14 protein-coding genes are annotated in these 17,599 nt (G+C 69.0%); 4 read left to right on the top strand and 10 right to left on the bottom strand.

Translation table 11 applies throughout. The annotated features are described in order from the left end of the window. Window position 1 precedes the first annotated feature (1 nt). Window positions 2-3,394, top strand: a complete 3,393-nt coding sequence (locus OCH239_RS09845; protein ID WP_037261750.1) for an efflux RND transporter permease subunit — start codon at window positions 2-4, stop codon at window positions 3,392-3,394. A 7-nt stretch (window positions 3,395-3,401) separates the two neighbouring features. Here OCH239_RS09845 and OCH239_RS09840 read toward each other — a convergent pair whose 3' ends face one another. Then, complete coding sequence (locus tag OCH239_RS09840; protein ID WP_037261748.1) at window positions 3,402-4,202, bottom strand: protein-disulfide reductase DsbD domain-containing protein; 801 nt, start codon at window positions 4,200-4,202, stop codon at window positions 3,402-3,404. A gap of 130 nt (window positions 4,203-4,332) precedes the next feature. Here OCH239_RS09840 and OCH239_RS09835 point away from each other — a divergent pair, with 130 nt between their 5' ends. Then, window positions 4,333-4,932 (top strand): YqgE/AlgH family protein, encoded by a 600-nt coding sequence (locus OCH239_RS09835; RefSeq protein WP_244430335.1) that lies wholly within the window; start codon window positions 4,333-4,335, stop codon window positions 4,930-4,932. Between the two features lie 37 nt (window positions 4,933-4,969). Here the strand turns inward: OCH239_RS09835 and OCH239_RS09830 are convergent, their stop codons facing one another. Continuing rightward, the gene (locus OCH239_RS09830; RefSeq protein WP_037261745.1) at window positions 4,970-5,554 is read right to left on the bottom strand and encodes a VOC family protein; all 585 of its coding nucleotides are present in this window, start codon (window positions 5,552-5,554) and stop codon (window positions 4,970-4,972) included. Between the two features lie 192 nt (window positions 5,555-5,746). Here OCH239_RS09830 and OCH239_RS09825 point away from each other — a divergent pair, with 192 nt between their 5' ends. After that, the gene (locus OCH239_RS09825; protein WP_244430334.1) at window positions 5,747-6,472 is read left to right on the top strand and encodes a vWA domain-containing protein; all 726 of its coding nucleotides are present in this window, start codon (window positions 5,747-5,749) and stop codon (window positions 6,470-6,472) included. A gap of 79 nt (window positions 6,473-6,551) precedes the next feature. On the opposite strand, the gene OCH239_RS09820 is transcribed toward OCH239_RS09825, so the two are convergent. The 8 genes from OCH239_RS09820 to OCH239_RS09785 form a co-directional block, all read right to left on the bottom strand. Next, window positions 6,552-7,625: a BMP family ABC transporter substrate-binding protein gene (locus OCH239_RS09820; protein ID WP_037261743.1), complete on the bottom strand. Its 1,074-nt coding sequence runs from the start codon at window positions 7,623-7,625 to the stop codon at window positions 6,552-6,554. A gap of 151 nt (window positions 7,626-7,776) precedes the next feature. After that, complete coding sequence (locus OCH239_RS09815) at window positions 7,777-8,700, bottom strand: ABC transporter permease (protein ID WP_037261741.1); 924 nt, start codon at window positions 8,698-8,700, stop codon at window positions 7,777-7,779. Next, complete coding sequence (locus OCH239_RS09810; RefSeq protein WP_037261737.1) at window positions 8,700-9,785, bottom strand: ABC transporter permease; 1,086 nt, start codon at window positions 9,783-9,785, stop codon at window positions 8,700-8,702. The genes OCH239_RS09815 and OCH239_RS09810 overlap by 1 nt, the downstream gene beginning before the upstream one ends. 78 nt (window positions 9,786-9,863) lie before the next feature. Next, a complete protein-coding gene (locus OCH239_RS09805; RefSeq protein WP_037261735.1) occupies window positions 9,864-11,387 on the bottom strand; it encodes an ABC transporter ATP-binding protein in 1,524 nt (507 codons plus the stop codon). Beyond that, window positions 11,354-12,292: a xanthine dehydrogenase accessory protein XdhC gene (gene xdhC / locus OCH239_RS09800; RefSeq protein WP_037261733.1), complete on the bottom strand. Its 939-nt coding sequence runs from the start codon at window positions 12,290-12,292 to the stop codon at window positions 11,354-11,356. Before xdhC ends, OCH239_RS09805 begins: the two co-directional genes overlap by 34 nt. After that, window positions 12,282-14,720 (bottom strand): xanthine dehydrogenase molybdopterin binding subunit, encoded by a 2,439-nt coding sequence (gene xdhB / locus OCH239_RS09795; RefSeq protein WP_037261731.1) that lies wholly within the window; start codon window positions 14,718-14,720, stop codon window positions 12,282-12,284. Before xdhB ends, xdhC begins: the two co-directional genes overlap by 11 nt. Beyond that, a complete protein-coding gene (locus OCH239_RS09790) occupies window positions 14,717-16,075 on the bottom strand; it encodes a xanthine dehydrogenase small subunit (protein WP_037261729.1) in 1,359 nt (452 codons plus the stop codon). Before OCH239_RS09790 ends, xdhB begins: the two co-directional genes overlap by 4 nt. 181 nt (window positions 16,076-16,256) lie before the next feature. Next, window positions 16,257-16,436 (bottom strand): hypothetical protein, encoded by a 180-nt coding sequence (locus tag OCH239_RS09785; protein WP_037261728.1) that lies wholly within the window; start codon window positions 16,434-16,436, stop codon window positions 16,257-16,259. A gap of 242 nt (window positions 16,437-16,678) precedes the next feature. On the opposite strand from OCH239_RS09785, the gene OCH239_RS09780 reads away from it, so the two are divergent. Further along, window positions 16,679-17,467, top strand: a complete 789-nt coding sequence (locus OCH239_RS09780; protein ID WP_037261726.1) for a hypothetical protein — start codon at window positions 16,679-16,681, stop codon at window positions 17,465-17,467. The last annotated feature ends 132 nt before the right edge of the window (window positions 17,468-17,599 follow it).

The raw sequence follows: 17,599 nt of genomic DNA, 5'->3' as shown, positions 1-17,599 counted from the left end.
GATGGCGATGCAGACGCCCGGTCCCATCGGCGGTCTCTTCGGCTACTTCACCCGCCACCGGACACTCGCCAACCTCCTGCTGATCCTGATGCTCACGGCGGGCACGTTCGCCATCCCGAACATGCGCGCGCAGTTCTTCCCCGACATCGTGATCGACGAGATCGACGTCGACGTGGCGTGGGAGGGCGCGGGCGCCGAGGACATCGACACCGGCATCGTGCAGCTCCTCGAGCCGGCGCTCGCCGCCGTCGACGGCGTCACCGAGACCAGTGCCGAAAGCCGCGAGGGCAGGGCCGAGATCGAGGTCGAGTTCGAGCCCGGCTGGGACATGGCCCGCGCCGCCGCCGACATCCAGCAGGCGGTCGACAGCGTCACCGACCTGCCGGAGGATGCCGAGGATCCCGAGGTCGGCCGCAATAACTGGTACGACCGGGTCACCGACGTCGTGGTCACCGGCCCGCTCGATCCCCAGCAGCTCTCGGGCTATGCCGATGCCTTCGTGCAGCGGCTCTTCGAGGAGGGGATCACCTCCACCACGATCCGCGGCGTCGCCGCCCCCCGCACGGTGGTAGAGGTGCCCTCGGCGAACCTTCTCGCCTACGACGTCACCCTCGAGGAGATCTCGACCGCCATCGGCCGCGAGGTGAACGCCGATCCCGCGGGCGAGGTCTCGGGCGCCAATGCCCGGGTGCGCACGGGCGTCGAAAAGCGCGGTGCCGACCAGATCGCGGGCATCGTCCTGCGCTCGAACCCGGGCGGCACCAACCTCACCGTCGGCGATGTCGCGCGGGTCCGGGTCGAGGGCGTCGACCGCGAGCGCAGCTACTACGTGGGCGAGAACCCCGCGATCTCGATCCGCGTCGATCGCACGGCGCAGGGCGACGCCATCGCGATCCAGCGCCGGGTCGAGGAGATCGCCGCGGAGGTCGAGGCCGGACTGCCGCAGGGCACCACGATCGACCTCATCCGCACCCGCGCCGACGAGATATCGGCGCGGCTCGACATCCTCATCGACAACGGGCTCGTCGGGCTCGGTCTCGTCGTCGTGCTGCTGTTCCTGTTCCTCAACGCCCGCGTCGCGTTCTGGGTCGCCGCGGGCATTCCGACCGCCATGTTCGCGGCCGTGGCGATCATGTATGCCGCCGGCATCACCTTCAACATGATCTCGCTCTTCGCGCTGATCATCACGCTCGGCATCGTGGTCGACGACGCCATCGTCGTGGGCGAGCATTCCGACGCGCTCGCCCGCCGCGGCCTCGCCCCGGCAGAGGCCGCGACGCGCGCCGCGCAGCGCATGGCGCTGCCGGTCTTCTGCGCCACGCTCACCACGATCATCGCCTTCTACGGCCTCGTCGTGATCGGCGGACGCTTCGGCGAGATGATCCGCGACATCCCCTACACCGTGATCGCCGTGCTGGCCGCGAGCCTCGTCGAATGTTTCCTGATCCTGCCCAATCACATGGCCCATGCGCTGAAGCATTCGGGAGAGCGGCACTGGTACGACATGCCCTCCCGCGTGGTGAACCGCGGCTTCCGCTGGGTGCGCGAGACGCTCTTCCGCCCGCTCATCGCGGGCGTCGTCGCCGCACGCTACGTCGTCCTCGCGGGGGTGATCGTGCTGCTCGCCGGGCAGGCCGCACTGATGATCCGGGGCGACGTGCAGTGGCGCTTCTTCAACTCTCCCGAACAGCCCTCGATCTCCGGCAACTTCGCCATGGCGCCCGGCGCGACGCGGCAGGACAGCATGGAGATGATGCGCGAGATGCAGCGCGCGACCGAGGCCGTCGGCGCCGCCTACGAGGAAGAATTCGGGCTCAACCCGGTGATCTTCGTGATGACCGAGATCGGCGGCAATTCCGGCCGCGGCCTCTCGGGCACCGAGAGCAAGGATCCCGACCAGCTCGGCGCCATCTCGATCGAGCTCGTCGAGGTCGACGCGCGCCCCTATTCGAGCTTCGCCTTCGTCGAGAGGGTGCAGGCGGAGGTGCAGCAACATCCGCTGGCCGAGACCGTGAGCTTCCGGGGATGGCGCTCGGGCCCCGAGGGCGACGCGCTCGACGTGCAGTTCTCGGGCGCCGATGCCGGGACGCTGAAAGCTGCGTCCGAGGATCTCAAGACCGCGCTCGCCCGTTTCCCCGAGGTCTCCGCCGTCGAGGACGATCTGCCCTACGACCAGGAGGAGCTGATCCTCGATCTCACCGCGCAGGGCCAGGCGCTCGGCTTCGACATCGAGAGCCTCGGCCGCACGCTCCGGGCGCGTCTCGGCGGGATCGAGGCGGCGACCTATCCGCTCGGGCCGCGCTCCGCTGAGATCCGGGTCGAGCTGCCCGAGGACGAGCTGACCGCCGACTTCCTCGAGCGCACGCAGCTGCGCCTGCCCGAAGGCGGTTACGTCGCGCTCGCCGACATCGTGCAGGTCGAGCGGCGCACCGGCTTCTCGACCGTCCGGCGCGAGAACGGCGTTCGGCTGATCTCGGTCATCGGCGACATCTCCGAGGACGACCCCCAGCGCGCCGCCGACATCATGCAGGCGCTCGAGCAGGAGATCCTGCCCGCCATCGCCAGCGAGCGGCAGGTCGACTACACGCTCTCGGGTCTCTCCGAGGACGAGGACGAGTTCCTCTCGGACGCCACGACCGGCCTCGTGCTGGTCCTTCTCGGCATCTACCTCGTTCTCGCCTGGGTCTTCGCGAGCTGGACCCGGCCGCTCGTCGTCATGGCGATCATCCCCTTCGGCCTCGTCGGCGCGATCTGGGGCCATTACCTCTGGGAGGTGCCCGCATCGATGTTCACGGTGGTGGGCCTTCTCGGCATGACGGGCATCATCATCAACGATTCCATCGTGCTGGTGACCACGATCGACGAATATGCCGAGGAGCGCGGCATGATCCCGGCCATCGTCGACGGCGCCGCCGACCGCCTGCGCCCGGTGCTTCTGACGACCCTGACCACCGTGCTCGGCCTCGCGCCGCTGCTCTACGAAGGGTCGAGCCAGGCGGAGTTCCTGAAACCCACCGTCATCACGCTCTGCTACGGGCTCGGCTTCGGCATGGTGCTGGTGCTGATGGTGGTGCCGGCGCTGCTTGCAGTAGGCGAGGATTTCGCCCGCGCCCGCGCCGCGTTCCGCCGCGGGCTCAGGCACCGCATGCGCGCACCGCGCATCGCCTTCGGGGTCGCGGCAGTTGCTGTCGTGGCGTGGCTCGGACTGACGATGGGCTGGGCTGCGGTGACGGGCGCGCTGCCTCCCCCGCTCGCAGCCCTCCTGCCCGCCACGGACGGGATCGCAGGGGCGACGCTGCTCTTCGCGGGGGGAGTTCTGGTGTTCGTGCTCGTGGCCTACGTCGCCGCGGCGCTGGTCATCGCCTTGGGCCGTCGGCGCATCGCGGGGGAGTGAGCGTGCCTCAGCCGGTGCAGCCGCGGATGTCCACGGCCTGACCGTCCGCCATCACCGTGAACCTCACCGCCGAGCGGTCGAGCGCGAAGGCGCTTCCGTCCACGTGTTCGAGCCGGGTCTCCGCGACGAGCCGGTCGCCGATGCGGGAGGCCTCGGGATCGTCGACCCAGATCGCTGGATTTCCGGTCTCGATCGCGATCTCCTCGCCGGAGCCGAGGCGTGGCATCTCGATCTCCGCGCGCAGACCCATGCCGGACCCCGCGCCCGCGCTGATGGAACAGCGCACAGCGCCGACCCCGGCCTCGCCCTCGGTGAAGGGGCGCTGCGCGAGCGCCGCGGCGATCACCGGGTCGGGTTTGGTCGCGCTCGCGGGCAGCACGCCGTCCACCCGCAGCGTCGCGGGCAGGCAGATGTCCTCGCAGACGCCGATCCGCACCTCGCCGCCGAGCCGGACGTCGCCGCCGCCCCGCGCCGTGACGACGAGGGGAAGGACAACCTCGTCCGAATAGCCGACCGAGCGCAGGCCGGAGCGGTGGAAGACATGCGGCGCCGGCCACGTGACCGACAGGGCGTCCATGTTGGACGAGCCCGACCAGTCGAACTCCGGCGGGATGCCCGCATCCCCCGGCGCACGCCAGTAGGTCTTCCACCCCGGTGCGAGCCGCAACTGCAGCGCGGCGACATGGGTGCCGTCCGCCTGGCGCCAGCCAGGACGCAAGGTCGCCGACACCACGTCCGAGAGCTGCTCGGCAACTGCGGTGAAGGGCAGGAGGGTGGCGGCGAGGGCAAGCGCTGCAAGTCTTTTCATGCAAGGACACATGTCCGGATTCCCCTCGAATGGAAAGTCACGTTCCAGAGAAGGGATGTGACGCGAGGCGCGCCGGTCACGCTGCCGGAGCGGCCTTGCACGCACCGGGGACAAAAGCCATGTTGAGTTCATGACCATGCCCCCGGAGCCCGACAAGACCCGCGATGAGTCCGTCACGGATCTCACCGGGAAGCTTCTGATCGCGATGCCCGGAATGGGTGATCATCGCTTTTCGAACGCGGTCATCTTCGTCTGCGCGCATTCCGACGAGGGCGCGATGGGCCTCATCGTGAACAAGCCCACGTCCGAGATCGACATGGCCATGCTGCTCGACCAGCTTTCGATCGAGGCCGAGGACGACCTCCACGAGGAAATGGTCCGGTTCGGCGGTCCGGTCGAGACCGGCCGCGGATTCGTGCTGCATTCGCCCGACTATTCCTCGGTCGTCACCACGCTCGAGGTGGACGAGCGCTTCCACATGACCGCGACGCTCGACATCCTCGAGGAGATCGGCCGCGGGCAGGGGCCCTCGAAACGGCTCATGTGCCTCGGCTATGCGGGCTGGGGGCCGGGTCAGCTCGAGCAGGAATTCGCGGACAACGGATGGCTCGCCTGCGACGCCACCGAGGATCTCGTCTTCACCATCCCCGACGCCCAGAAATGGCGCGCCGCGCTCTCGTCGATGGGGGTCGAGGCGGTCTCGCTCTCCTCCGAGGGCGGCCGCGCCTAGGCCCTTCGCTCAGACGACCCATTCGACACCCCAGCGCTCAGCGGTAGGGATCCTTCGGGCCCCGGTCCTCCGAGAGCGTCATCTGCCGCCGCTGCACCAGCCGTTCGATCGCGTCCGCCAGATGCACCTCCGCGATGTGGTGATCGCCGTTCGCCACCCGGGTCCGGTGCGCCTCGATCATCACATCCGCGTGAGTGCATCCGACCGGCGGTTCGAACTTGTAGGTGGCCAGCTCGATCAGCAGGCCGAGCGGATCCTTGAAGTAGATCGAATCCATGAAACCCCGGTCCTTGGGACCCGAATGGCGGATCCCCCGCGCGTCGAGCCGCTCCACCGCCTGCATCCAGACCGCCCGGCTGGTGTTGAAGGCGATGTGATGCACGCAGCCCGGATCGGTCGGCGTCCGGTCGTGCTGCGCCTTGCGATTCTCGTTTGTGAATATGGTGATGAGCCGCCCGTCGCCCGGATCGAAATAGAGATGCCCCTCGTCCGGATTGTCGAGATTGGGTTGGTCGAAGATGAAGGGCATGCCCAGCACCCCCTCCCAGAAATCGATCGAGGTCTGCCGGTCGGCGCCGGTCAGCGTGATGTGGTGCACGCCCTGGGTCTGCAGCTTCTGCATCTTTTCTCCTCCTTACCCGTGAATCGCTGCCTGCAAGCTAGGCGCGGGGCGCTCCGGGGCGAGCGGGGCCGCGTCATTAACGCGCCTTAAGCTCACCGTGGGCTACGTCTTTGCGCGAACGGCGCGTGTCCCTGCCGTTCCCAGGGCGCCGGCACGGTTACTGCCGCGCCCCCTCGATGCAGGAGGCATTGCATGACAAATGGAATGGCACGGCGCTGGGTCGCCGGTCTCGCGGCCGCGCTGGTTCTCGCGGGTCCGGGCGGCGCGTCCGAGATGTGCACGGACGATGCGATGATCGTCTTCGACGGGTCGGGATCGATGTCCGAAATCGGCTTCAACAGGCTCGGCGCGCCGCGCATCTTCGAGGCGCGCGAGGCGATCCGCAAGGCGGTGCCGGGCATCGCGGAAAGCCGCCGGCTCGGCCTGATCATCTACGGGCCGGGCGAACGGTCGGCCTGCGACAACGTCAATCTGCGCTTCTCGCCCGCCTGGGACAGTGCCGAGCCCATCATCGGCGAGGTCGAATCGCTCTGGCCCTCGGGCGCGACGCCGCTGACCGAAGCCGTGCGGCAGGCGGCCGAGGTGCTCGACTGGCGCCACCGGCCGGGCGCCGTCGTCCTCGTCACCGACGGCAAGGAGACCTGCGGCGGCACGCCCTGCGCGCTGGCCGAGGAATTCGCCCGGAGCGGCGCCGACTTCACCGTGCACGTCATCGGCTTCAAGGTGCGCGGCGACCATTTCAACCTCTCCGCGGGCAGCGACGACGGCATCGTGTCGGTGGCCCGCTGCCTCGCCGACGGCACCGGCGGGCGCTACGAGACTGCCGAGACTGCGCAGGATCTCGTGGCGGCTCTGCGCCTGACGCTCGGCTGCAACCTCTACGGATCGCTGGAGGATGGAAGCCGGCGCATCCAGTGACGAAAAGAGGCCGCGGGCAGGTTGCCCGCGACCCCAAAAGACGCGCATGGCGGGGCGGCACGCCGCCCCCAGCCAGAGATCAGTTCGGGATCTCGCCCGTCAGTCCCTCGACGTAGAAATCCATGCCGAGCAGGGTCTCGTCATCCGCGACCTCGCCCTCGGCCAGCCATGCCGAGCCGTCCTGACGGTTGATCGGTCCGGTGAACGGGTGGTACTCGCCGGAGGCCAGACGCTCCTTCAGTTCGAGCGCCGAGGTCCGCACCTCTTCCGGCACCGCGTCCGAGATCTCGCCGATCTCGACCATGCCCTCGCCGATGCCGTGCCACACCTGCTGGCTCTCCCAGCTGCCGTCGATCACCGCCTGCACGCGGTCGATGTAATAGGGCGCCCAGTTGTCGATGATCGACGACACCCGCGGCGACGGCGCGTATTCCGACATGTCCGAGGCCTGCCCGAAGGTGATCACGTCGCCCGCCTCCTGCGCGGCCGCCTGTGGCGCGGTCGAGTCGGTGTGCTGCAGGATCACGTCGTTGCCGTTCTCGATCAGAGCGCGGGCGGCGTCGGCCTCCTTGGCCGGATCGAACCAGGTATAGGCCCAGACGATGTTGAACTCGACGTCGGGGTTCACCTCCTTGGCGTGCAGATAGGCCGAGTTGATGCCGCGGATAACCTCGGGGATCGGGAAGGACGCGATGTAGCCGATCTTGTTGGTCTCGGTCATCGACCCGGCGATATGCCCCTGGATCGCGCGGCCCTCGTAGAAGCGCGCCGAGTAGGTCGAGAGGTTGTCGGCCGTCTTGTAGCCGGTGGCGTGCTCGAACATCACGTCCGGGAATTTCGAGGCGACCTCCACCGTCGGGTCCATGAAGCCGAAGGACGTCGTGAAGATGATGTCCGCCCCCGACAGCGCCATCTGCGTGATCGCGCGCTGGGCGTCCGCACCCTCGGGCACGCTCTCCTGATAGACCGTCTCGACCTGGTCGCCGAAATGCTCCTCGACGGCGAGCCGCGCCTTGTCGTGCTCGTAGGTCCAGCCGCCGTCGCCGATCGGCCCGACATAGATGAAGCCCGCCTTGACGGGCTCGTCCTGGGCCATGGCGGCGGGTGCGGCCAGCGCGATCGCGGCGCTCGCCAGTAGGGTTCTGCGGTTCATGAAAGGTCTCCCCTGTCGTCCTGTGTATTTCGGAGCGGATCATCGTCGCGACGAGGCGCGGTTGGCAAGACCGACGTGGATGACACCCGCCGGAATCGCAACGATTTCAACGCATATGGGTAATCCAGCGGCAGCCACCGCGTCCACTCGGTCACTGGCTGGCGTGGAACGGCCGGCCGAGCGAGGCGGGCGCGCCGTGCACGCCGCGCGCCGAGATGACGACGAGAACGAGGATCGTGACGAGGTAGGGCGAGGCCGACAGGATCGCGACCGGTACCTGCGCGCCCGCCGCCTGCAGGTTCAGCTGCAGCACCGTAACGCCCCCGAAGAGATAGGCTCCGACCAGCACCCACCAGGGCCGCCACGATGCGAAGACCACGATGGCGAGCGCGATCCAGCCCGCCCCCGCCGTCATTCCTTCCGTCCATTGCGGCACCCGCACGAGGCTCAGATATGCGCCGCCAAGGCCCGCGCAGGCCCCGCCGAAGGCGATGGCGGCGAGCCGGATCCGCACGACCTTGTAGCCGAGCGCGTGCGCGGCATCGTGGTTCTCTCCGGCGGCCCGCAGGATCAGGCCCGCCCGCGTGAACTTGAGGAACGCCCAGACGGCCGCGACGAGCGCGAGCGAGAGGTAGACCATCAGGTCGTGGCTGAAGACCATGCGCCCGAGCACCGGGATGTCCGAGAGCGGCCCGAGGTCGAGCTTCGGCAGGGTCGGGGACTTCATCCCCTCGTAGGGCTTGCCGATCAGCGCCGAAAGCCCGAGCCCGAAGAGCGTGAGCCCGAGACCCGTCGCCACCTGGTTCGACAGGAAGAGCTGCGTCAGCACCCCGAAGGTGAGCGACAGGACCGCCGAGGCGAGCGCGGCCGCGGCAAAGCCTGGCCAAGCGCTGCCGGTGTTCACGCCGACCGCAAAGCCCACCACCGCGCCGGTGATCATCATGCCCTCGACCCCGAGGTTCAGAACGCCCGACCGCTCGACCACCATCTCGCCGATCGCGGCGAGCAGGATGGGCGTCGCCGAGACCATGACCGAGGCGACGAGCAGGACGAGGCTGATCGATCCGAAATCCATCACGCGGCCTCTCTCTTGCCGATGCGCAGGCGATAATTGGTGAAGACGTCGACGCCGAGCAGGAAGAACAGCAGCATCCCCTGGAAGAGCTGGATCGACGCGCCGGGCACGCTCAGCATCAGCTGCGCGAGCTCCCCGCCGATATAGGTGAGCGCCATCAGAAGCCCCGCGAGCAGGATGCCCACCGGGTGCAGCCGCCCGAGGAAGGCGACGATGATCGCCGTGAAGCCGTAGCCCGAGTTGAAGTCGATGCTGATCTGACCCGCCGGCCCCGAGACCTCGAAGAGCCCCGCGAGCCCGGCCAGCGCCCCCGCCGTGCCGAGGCAGAAGATCACCACCCGCGCCGGGTTCACGCCCGAGAACCGCGCCGCCCGCGGCGCCTCGCCCGAAAGGCGGATGTTGAAGCCCTGAATGTGCCGCGTCAGCAGCACGTAGGCGAGGATCACCGCGATGAAGGCCGCGACGACACCCCAGTGCATGCCCGTGCCCGCGACGAGGTCGCGGTTCGCGCCCGCGTCCCATTGCTGGAAGTTGCGGCTGCCCGGAAAGCCGCGGCCTTCGGGGTTGCGCAGAAGGCCCGAGGAGACCGAGGCGAGGATCGACTCGGCGACATAGACCAGCATCAGCGACACGAGGATCTCGTTGGTGCCGAAGCGCGTCTTGAAGAAGGCCGGGATCATCGCCCAGGCCCAGCCGCCCAAGGCCCCCGCGAGGATCATCAAAGGAAAGATCAGCACGCTTTCCGAGGGGTAGAACATCAGCCCCGCGCCCGCGCCGCAGATCGCGCCCATGATGTACTGGCCCTCGGCGCCGATGTTCCAGACGCCCGCGCGAAACCCGAGCGACAGCCCGATCGCGATCAGGATCAGCGGCCCCGCCTTCACCAGAAGCTGCGGCCGCGAATAGGACGCGAATTGCGGGTTGAAGAGCGGATCCCAGAAGATCGTCCGGATCGCCGCCACCGGATCGGTGCCGAGCAGCGCGAACATCGCGCCGCCCACGATCATGGTCAGCAGCACCGCCGCGACGGGGGCAAGGAAGGTCCAGGTCCGCGACGGCTGCGGGCGTTTCTCGAGGGTGATCATCGGCGCATCCCTCCGGGCGTCGGTGTGGCGGAGAGGGCGGGATATGAGTATTTTTGCCAAGAAGAAGCAGGGACGCGGTCAACCATGGACATGGGCCACCTCCATGTCGTGCGCGCCGCCCATCATCAGGCCGATCTTCTCCAGCGACAGCTCCGCCACGGGCCGGGCGGGCGAGAGCCGCCCCTCGTTGAGTGCCGCGAACCGGTCCGAAATCTCCATCAGCTCGTCGAGGTCCTGGCTGATCACGAGGATCGCCGCGCCGTCCGCCGCGAGGTCGAGCAGCGCCTGACGGATCGCCGCGGCGGCAGCGGCATCGACGCCCCAGGTGGGCTGGTTGACGACCAGCACCTCGGGCCGCTGCAGGATCTCGCGCCCGATCACGAATTTCTGCAGGTTCCCGCCCGAGAGCGCGCGTGCCGGCACATGCGAGCCCGGCGTGCGGACGTCGAAGCGCTCGATCACGCGGCCTGCGAAGTCCCGCGCGCGGGACCAGTCGAGAAAGCCGTTCGAGACGAGCCCCTCGCGCCGCGACGCGGTCAGTACGCCATTCTCGACGAGGCTCATGTTCGGCGCCGCGGCATGGCCGAGCCGTTCCTCGGGAGCCGAGAGGAGCCCGCCTTCCCGGCGCGCGATCGGCCCGTCGCGGCTGACATCCGCGCCCTTCAGCGCCACCGTTCCCCGCGGCGACAGCCGCTCGCCGGAGAGCGCCGCGAGAAGCTCGTCCTGTCCGTTGCCCGCGACCCCGCCGATGCCGAGGACCTCGCCGCGGCGCAGCTCGAACGACACCTCCCGCAGCGGCGTGCCGAAGGCGCCGGGCGCGGGCAGGCTCAGCCCCGTCACCTCGAGCGCCATCTCGCCCGGCGCGTGGGCCCGCGCCTCGGGGGCGGCAAAGCTCGCGCCCACCATCATCTCGGCAAGCTCGCGCGAGGAGGTCTCGGACGGCGTGCAGGTCGCCACGACCTCGCCCCGCCGCAGGATCGTCGCGGTGTCGCAGAGCGACCGGATCTCGCCCAGCTTGTGGGAGATGTAGAGGATCGAGCGGCCCTCGGCCTTCAGCTGCCGCAGCGTCGAGAACAGGATCTCGACCTCCTGCGGCGTCAGCACCGATGTCGGCTCGTCCATGATCAGCAGCCGCGGCTCCTGCAGCAGGCAGCGCACGATCTCGACCCGCTGGCGCTCGCCGGCGCTGAGCGTGCCGACTGTGCGGAAGGGATCGAGCGGCAGCCCGTATTCCTCCGACACGTCGCGGATGCGCTGCGCGAGCTCGCGGCTTTTCGGCGGAGTTTCCATGCCGAGGGCGACGTTCTCGGCCACGGACAGCGCATCGAAGAGCGAGAAATGCTGGAACACCATCGCGACGCCCGCCCGGCGCGCCTCGGACGGCTCGCCCGGGGCAAAGGCCCCGCCGTTCAGGCTCATCGTCCCCGCATCGGGCCTCACCAGCCCGTAGATCATCTTCACGAGCGTCGACTTGCCGGCGCCGTTCTCCCCGAGCAGCGCATGGATCTCGCCCTGACCGATGTCGAACGAGACGTCGCTGTTGGCGACGACGCCGGGATAGGCCTTGGTCAGGCCCCGGAGGCTGAGGAGTGGCTCGTCCACTGATCGCTGTCCCTGTCGTTTTTCCTCGCGAGTAGATCGGTGGCGACCCCGAGCGCAATGGCCTGCGGGTGCTTGCCGAGCGATTTCTGCCCGATAGGGCAGCAGATGCGCGCAATTTCAGCGTCACTGTGACCCAGCGCCGACAGGCGGCTGCGGAAGCGCGCCCACTTCGTATCGGACCCGATGAGGCCCGCAAAGCCGAAGCCGCGCGCCAGAAGCCCGTGGCAGAGCACAAGGTCGATCTCGTGGCTGTAGGTCAGAACGAGGTGCCAGGCCTCGCCCGGTGCGAGCCCCACGGCGCGCGCGGGATCTGGGGCGGGCAGGACCCGAACGCCCTCTGGCACTTCCTCCGGGAACCTGTCGGGCGCCGTGTCGATCCAGGTGATCGCGAAGTCGGGCAGGGGGGAGAAGACCGACACGAGCGCCCTACCCACATGCCCCGCGCCCCAGATCCAGAGCGGCACGGACGCCTCCTCGACGTGTTCGACGAACCACGCGCCCACGAGCTGAGGGGCGATCCGCGCGCCCCGCGCCCGTGCCGCGTCCTTCAGCCGACGCACGGCCAGAGGCTCCGCGCCTTGCCCCCGGGCGATCACTGGTCCCGCGAGCGCCGCCACCGCGCCCGCGTCCCAGACTTCCGTCAGCAGCGTCACCGCGCCGCCGCAGCATTGGCCGAGAGAGGGCCCGAGCGGATGCCGCGTCAGCCCGCGCCGCGCGAACGCCTCGCGCGCCGCCTCGTATTCCAGCGCCCCGCCGCCGATCGTGCCCGATTGCCCGCCCGCCCAGACGAGCATCGCAGCGCCGACCTCCCGAGGTGCCGAGCCGTGCACCTCCGCAACCACGATGCGGGCGACGCGGCCGTGCCGCGCCACCGCATCGCGAAGCGCGGCGAGGTCAAACCCCATCGCGCACCCGCTCCATCGCCGCAAGCACCCGCTCGGGCGTCGCCGGCGCGTCGAGCGCGGGGTATCCCGGCCCGCAGGACGCCACCGCATCCGAGAGCGCGAGGAAGGCCGAGATCCCCAGCATGAAGGGCGGCTCGCCCACGGCCTTCGAGCGGTAGATCGTGTCCTCGCGGTTCTGCCCGTCCCAGAGCGCGACGTTGAAGACGCGCGGCCGGTCGGCGCAGGCGGGGATCTTGTAGGTCGACGGCGCATGGGTGCGCAGCCGGCCCTCGCCGTCCCAGACGAGCTCCTCGGTGGTCAGCCAGCCCGCGCCCTGCACGAAGCCGCCCTCGATCTGCCCGATGTCGATCGCCGGGTTCAGCGAGGCGCCGGCGTCGTGCAGGATGTCCGTGCGCAGGATCCGGTACTCGCCGGTCAGCGTGTCGGCCACGACCTCCGAACAGGCCGCGCCGTAGGCGAAGTAGAAGAACGGGCGTCCCTGGCCGCGCAGCCGGTCCCATTCGAGCTTCGGCGTGCGGTAATAGCCCGTCGCCGACAGCGACACCCGGCCCTCGTAGGCGAGATTCGCCGCCTCGGCGAAGCTGTAGCTCTCCGTACCCACATGCACGCGGCCCTCCTCGAAGCGCACCGAGGCCGGCTCCGCCTGGTGCCGCTCGCCGAGGAACTCGGCCATCCGGTCCCGGATCGTGTCGCAGGCGGCCTTCACCGCCATGCCGTTGAGATCCGAGCCCGAGGAGGCCGCCGTGGCCGAGGTGTTCGGCACCTTGGCGGTATCGGTCGCGGTGATCTTGACCGCACCCATGTCGATGCCGAACCGGCTCGCCGCCACCTGCGCCACCTTCTGGAACAGGCCCTGTCCCATCTCGGTGCCGCCGTGGTTCATCCGCACCGAGCCGTCCTGGTAGACATGCACCAGCGCGCCCGCCTGGTTGAGATGCGAGAGCGTGAACGAGATCCCGAACTTCACCGGCGTCAGCGCGATGCCCTTCTTCAGGACCGCGTTCTCGGCGTTCCACTCCCGCACCGCCGCGCGCCGCCCGGCATAATCGCACTCCGAGGCGAGCCGGTCCGTCATCCCGTGCAGGATGAAATCCTCGACCGCCATGCCGTAGGGCGTCGTCTGCACGCCCTGCGGGACCGCGGGCGGGCCGTCCTCGGGCACGGTGCCCACGGCCCCGCGCGAGGCCACGTCGATCGTGCTATCCCCCGGAAGGTCGGGCTCCGGCTTCTTCTTGGCGGAAATACTCTCGGGGGGCGCGGGGGGCGGACAGCCCCCCGGCGCGTCCATCTCCGCGTAGTAGTTCCGCCGCCGCAGCTCGAGCGGGTCGAGCCCGAGCACGTGCGCGGCGTGATCCATCACCCGCTCCATTCCGACCATCCCCTGCGGGCCGCCGAACCCGCGGAAGGCCGTCGCGCTCTGGGTGTTGGTCTTGAGCCGGTGGCTCTCGATCCGCGCGGTCGGCAGGTGATAGGCATTGTCGGCGTGCAGCATCGCCCGGTCGGCGACCGGGATCGACAGGTCCTGCGCCCAGCCGCAGCGGGCGAATTGCTCGAACTCGACCCCGAGGATGCGGCCGTCCGCGTCGAAGCCCGCGCGGTAGTCGATCCGGAAATCGTGCCGCTTGCCGGTGATCGTCATGTCGTCGTCGCGGTCGTAGCGCATCCGGCAGGGCCGCCCCGTCACCTGCGCCGCCACCGCGCAGGCGACCGCGAGCGCGTTGCCCTGGCTCTCCTTGCCGCCGAAACCGCCACCCATGCGCCGCGTCTCCACGCGCACCGAATGCATCGGCAGGCCGAGCGCGTCGGCGACCTTGTGCTGGATCTCGGTCGGGTGCTGGGTCGAGGAATGCACCACCATCTCGCCGTCGTCCTGCGGCAGCGCAAGCGCGGCCTGACCCTCGAGGTAGAAATGCTCCTGCCCGCCGATCTCGATGCTGCCCTCGATCACGTGCAGGGCGCCGTCGATCGCCTCGCCCGCATCGCCCTTCTCCCAGATCCGCGGCCCGTCCTCGAAGCGCGACTCGGCGGCAAGCGCTTCGTCGATGGTGAGGAGCGCGTCGCGCTTCTCCGTCTCGACCACCGCCTTCCGCGCCGCCTTGCGCGCCGCGAGATGCGATGTCGCGACGACGAGAAACAGGGGCTGGCCGAGATAATGCACGTCTCCCTCGGACAGCAGCGGCTCGTCATGGATCGAAGGCGAGACGTCGTTGGCAAAGGGCAGGTCGGACGCTTCCAGCACTGCGACCACGCCCTCGGATTGCCGCACCGGGCCGAGGTCGAGCGAGGTGATCCGCCCCGAGGCAATCGGGGAGAGCCCGAAGGCGAGGTGCACGCAGTTCGCCGGGGCGGGGATGTCGTCGACATAGCGCGCGGCGCCGGTCACGTGCAGGCGCGCGGCGTCGTGGGGCAGGGGCTTCGCGACGCTCATGGGCTCACCTCCAGCACGTGGGTCTCGGCGCCGAGATCTTCCAGAAGATAGCGCGACAGCATGTTGCGCGCCGCCGCGAGCCGGTACCCGGCCGAGGCGCGCATGTCGGTCATCGGCTGGAAGTCCTCCTCCCAGACGTCCTGCACCGACGCAGCGGCACTCTCGTCCCAGCGCTGGCCGATCAGCGCCGTCTCGACGGCGCGTGCCCGCTTCGGAATCGCCGCCATGCCGCCGAAGGCGATCCGCGCCGCGCTCACGCGGCCCTCGGTGACCTCGATGTCGAAGGCACCGCACACCGCCGAGATGTCCTGGTCGAAGCGCTTCGAGAGCTTCCAGACCTTCATCCGCGGCGCGGAGCGCGGCAGGGTCACCGCCTCGACGATCTCGCCCGGAGCGCGGTCCTGCTTGCCGTAATCGAGGAAGAACTCCTCGATCGGCATCTCGCGCCGTCCGCCGGCATGGGCAAGATGCAGCGTCGCGCCGAGCGCGATCAGCGCCGGCGGGTTGTCCCCGATGGGCGAGCCGTTGGCGATGTTGCCGCCGATCGTCGCCGCCGCGCGCACCTGCCCGCCGCCGTAGCGCCGGATCATCTCGGCGTAGGAGGGGTGATGCTCGCGCATCGCCCGGTAGACCCGGTCCATGGTCACGCCCGCGCCGATCCGGATGTCGTCCGCGCCGACCTCGATCTCTTGCAGGTCGCGGCAGCGACCCAGGAAGATCAGCTCCTCGAGCTCCCGCAGATCCTTGGTGACCCAGAGCCCCACATCGGTCGCACCGGCAACCAGGGTCGCCTCGGGCCGCTCGGCATAAAGCTTCAGCAGATCGTCCAGGCCCTCGGGCGCCTCCGCCAGCGCCGCCGCCCCGGGGGCGGCGTCCCGCATCCAGTCCGGCACCGGCACCTCGGCCGCATCCTCGGCGGCACGCACGATGGGCGCGTAGCCGGTGCAGCGGCAGAGATTGCCCGCAAGCGCGTCGTCGTGGCTCCGCTCGCCGTTCAAATGCGCCGCGGCCATGGTGGTGATGAATCCGGGCGTGCAGAAGCCGCACTGGCTGCCGTGCCGCGCGATCATCGCCTCCTGCACCGGATGCAGCGCGCCCTCCGGCCCGGCGATCCCCTCGACCGTGCGCACGGCCTTGCCGTGAAGCTGCGGCAGGAACAGGATGCAGGCGTTCAGCGCCTTGGCGCCGCTCTCGTCCGTGACGATGACCGAGCAGGCGCCGCAATCGCCCTCGTTGCAGCCCTCCTTCGTGCCGGTGAGCCCCCGGCTGCCGCGCAGCCAGTCGAGCAGCGTCCCGGTCGGCGAGACGCCCCGCAGCGTGACACTCTCTCCGTTCAGAAGAAAGTCGATGTCCATGATGAAACCCGCCGCGTTACCGATCGCCCGTGGGGTCGCGCGCCCTCGATGCGGCGTAGAAGGCGGCGGGCCGGTCGTTGTTCGAGACCGGAGGCTAGAAGCCGGTGCCGCGTCGATGCAAGGAAAAAATCGGCGCACGCCGCCCTGGCGACGCGCGCTGTGCCTGCCGTGCAGGCAATGGTCACTCCGTCGCGGCGTCGCCCTGGAGCGCCTCGCCGGTGTTCTCGACCGCCTGGCCGACATTCTCCTGCGTGTTCTCGAGGGCCTCCTCGCCTTCCGGCGAGAGCTGGATGAAGCCAAGCCAAACCAGAACCACCAGCACGACGATGACGAGCACCACCAATCCGACAAGCCGTCCCATGACCCAAATCCTCTGCAAGCCTGATCTTACACAATCGTAACGCGGGGTTTTGCGCAGACGTTCCGCCGATGACCTGAGGTCACTAAGCCATTATTGTGACACAGTTATGCCCCAATGCGGGCCTCGCCCGGGATCCGAAAAGCCTTGTTCCCGGCGGTGACGAATGTGCCGAGCCCCACTTATTCGACGGAACAAGTCCAGTTACGGGTGGTTCGCAGTTACCAACAGTCGAGAGTGAGTACATGAAAAGCCTTATTTCGGGCGCCACAATTGCCGTCGCCCTTGCGACGTCGGCATCGGCCGCCTCGATATCCTACCAAGAATTTTCCTACGAAACGTATCAATCCAAGACTGCCAAGGCCGCAGCGATCGAGGATTTCGACGACCCCTCCAGCCTGAGCTACAGCTACGCTGGCGGTGCTTACAGGGGAAACGGGGAGGCCAGGACCTACGGGGAGCTCTCCGGACCCATCGGCACGTCCGTCGGGACATTCAGCACGTATGGCGACGGGGTCGGCAGCGGCAACAGCTGCCGCAGGTTCAGGGCTCCCGGATCGATGACCTGCAGCTCCATTGCGCTTCAGGACGGCAGCGACATCAACGGCCAGGGCGGCATCACGTCTTCGGGTGGCCAAGCGCTGAACTCCAACGACACGCTCGGCTTCACGTGGGACGTGTTCCTGCCCGGCAAAGCCTTGTTCACGAGCGTGATCTTCGCACTTCGCGATGCGGCGGATGCTGGCGCGGGCCTGACGGTCTCGGTGGATGGCGAGAAGGGGAAATGGTTCTCCAAGGCCGCCAGCGACGACCGCCAATTGTGGGAAATCGTGTTCGACAAGCCGATGAGTGCGGCCCGGATCCTGATCACCCACAGCAAGACCAACGACTCGTTTTCGCTCGATGGCGCAGCGGTCATGTCGAGCGCGGCGACACCCTCTGTAAGTGCCGTTCCGCTTCCTGCCGGGGGGCTCATGCTGCTCGGCGCCCTCGGCCTGTCGGCCGGGATCGCGCGGCGTCGCAAGGCTGCCTGACTCATCGCGCCCGCCGGTCCGAAACCGGTGGGCGCAACTTAAGCGTCCAAACCTTTCGCGGCGCAGGCATGCCACTTAACCAGGGTGCATGTGCCGACGGTGCTGGACGGGTGCGGGCCTGCAAAACCTCTG

It is taken from the genome of Roseivivax halodurans JCM 10272, assembly GCF_000521785.1.
In the GTDB taxonomy this organism is placed as follows: Bacteria; Pseudomonadota; Alphaproteobacteria; order Rhodobacterales; family Rhodobacteraceae; genus Roseivivax; species Roseivivax halodurans.
The sequence above is the reverse complement of the archived record's forward strand: the minus strand, read 5'-3'. Positions and strand labels throughout refer to the sequence as shown.

Coding starts and splice junctions, on each gene's coding strand:
- OCH239_RS09825 (WP_244430334.1), top strand. CDS start 5,747: ATGACAAATGGAATGGCACGGCGCTGGGTCGCCGGTCTCGCGGCCGCG.
- OCH239_RS09820 (WP_037261743.1), bottom strand. CDS start 7,625: ATGAACCGCAGAACCCTACTGGCGAGCGCCGCGATCGCGCTGGCCGCA.
- xdhC (WP_037261733.1), bottom strand. CDS start 12,292: ATGGGGTTTGACCTCGCCGCGCTTCGCGATGCGGTGGCGCGGCACGGC.
- OCH239_RS09830 (WP_037261745.1), bottom strand. CDS start 5,554: ATGCAGAAGCTGCAGACCCAGGGCGTGCACCACATCACGCTGACCGGC.
- OCH239_RS09790 (WP_037261729.1), bottom strand. CDS start 16,075: ATGGACATCGACTTTCTTCTGAACGGAGAGAGTGTCACGCTGCGGGGC.
- OCH239_RS09835 (WP_244430335.1), top strand. CDS start 4,333: ATGACCATGCCCCCGGAGCCCGACAAGACCCGCGATGAGTCCGTCACG.
- OCH239_RS09810 (WP_037261737.1), bottom strand. CDS start 9,785: ATGATCACCCTCGAGAAACGCCCGCAGCCGTCGCGGACCTGGACCTTC.
- OCH239_RS09845 (WP_037261750.1), top strand. CDS start 2: ATGGCGATGCAGACGCCCGGTCCCATCGGCGGTCTCTTCGGCTACTTC.
- OCH239_RS09785 (WP_037261728.1), bottom strand. CDS start 16,436: ATGGGACGGCTTGTCGGATTGGTGGTGCTCGTCATCGTCGTGCTGGTG.
- OCH239_RS09780 (WP_037261726.1), top strand. CDS start 16,679: ATGAAAAGCCTTATTTCGGGCGCCACAATTGCCGTCGCCCTTGCGACG.
- OCH239_RS09815 (WP_037261741.1), bottom strand. CDS start 8,700: ATGGATTTCGGATCGATCAGCCTCGTCCTGCTCGTCGCCTCGGTCATG.
- OCH239_RS09840 (WP_037261748.1), bottom strand. CDS start 4,202: ATGAAAAGACTTGCAGCGCTTGCCCTCGCCGCCACCCTCCTGCCCTTC.
- xdhB (WP_037261731.1), bottom strand. CDS start 14,720: ATGAGCGTCGCGAAGCCCCTGCCCCACGACGCCGCGCGCCTGCACGTG.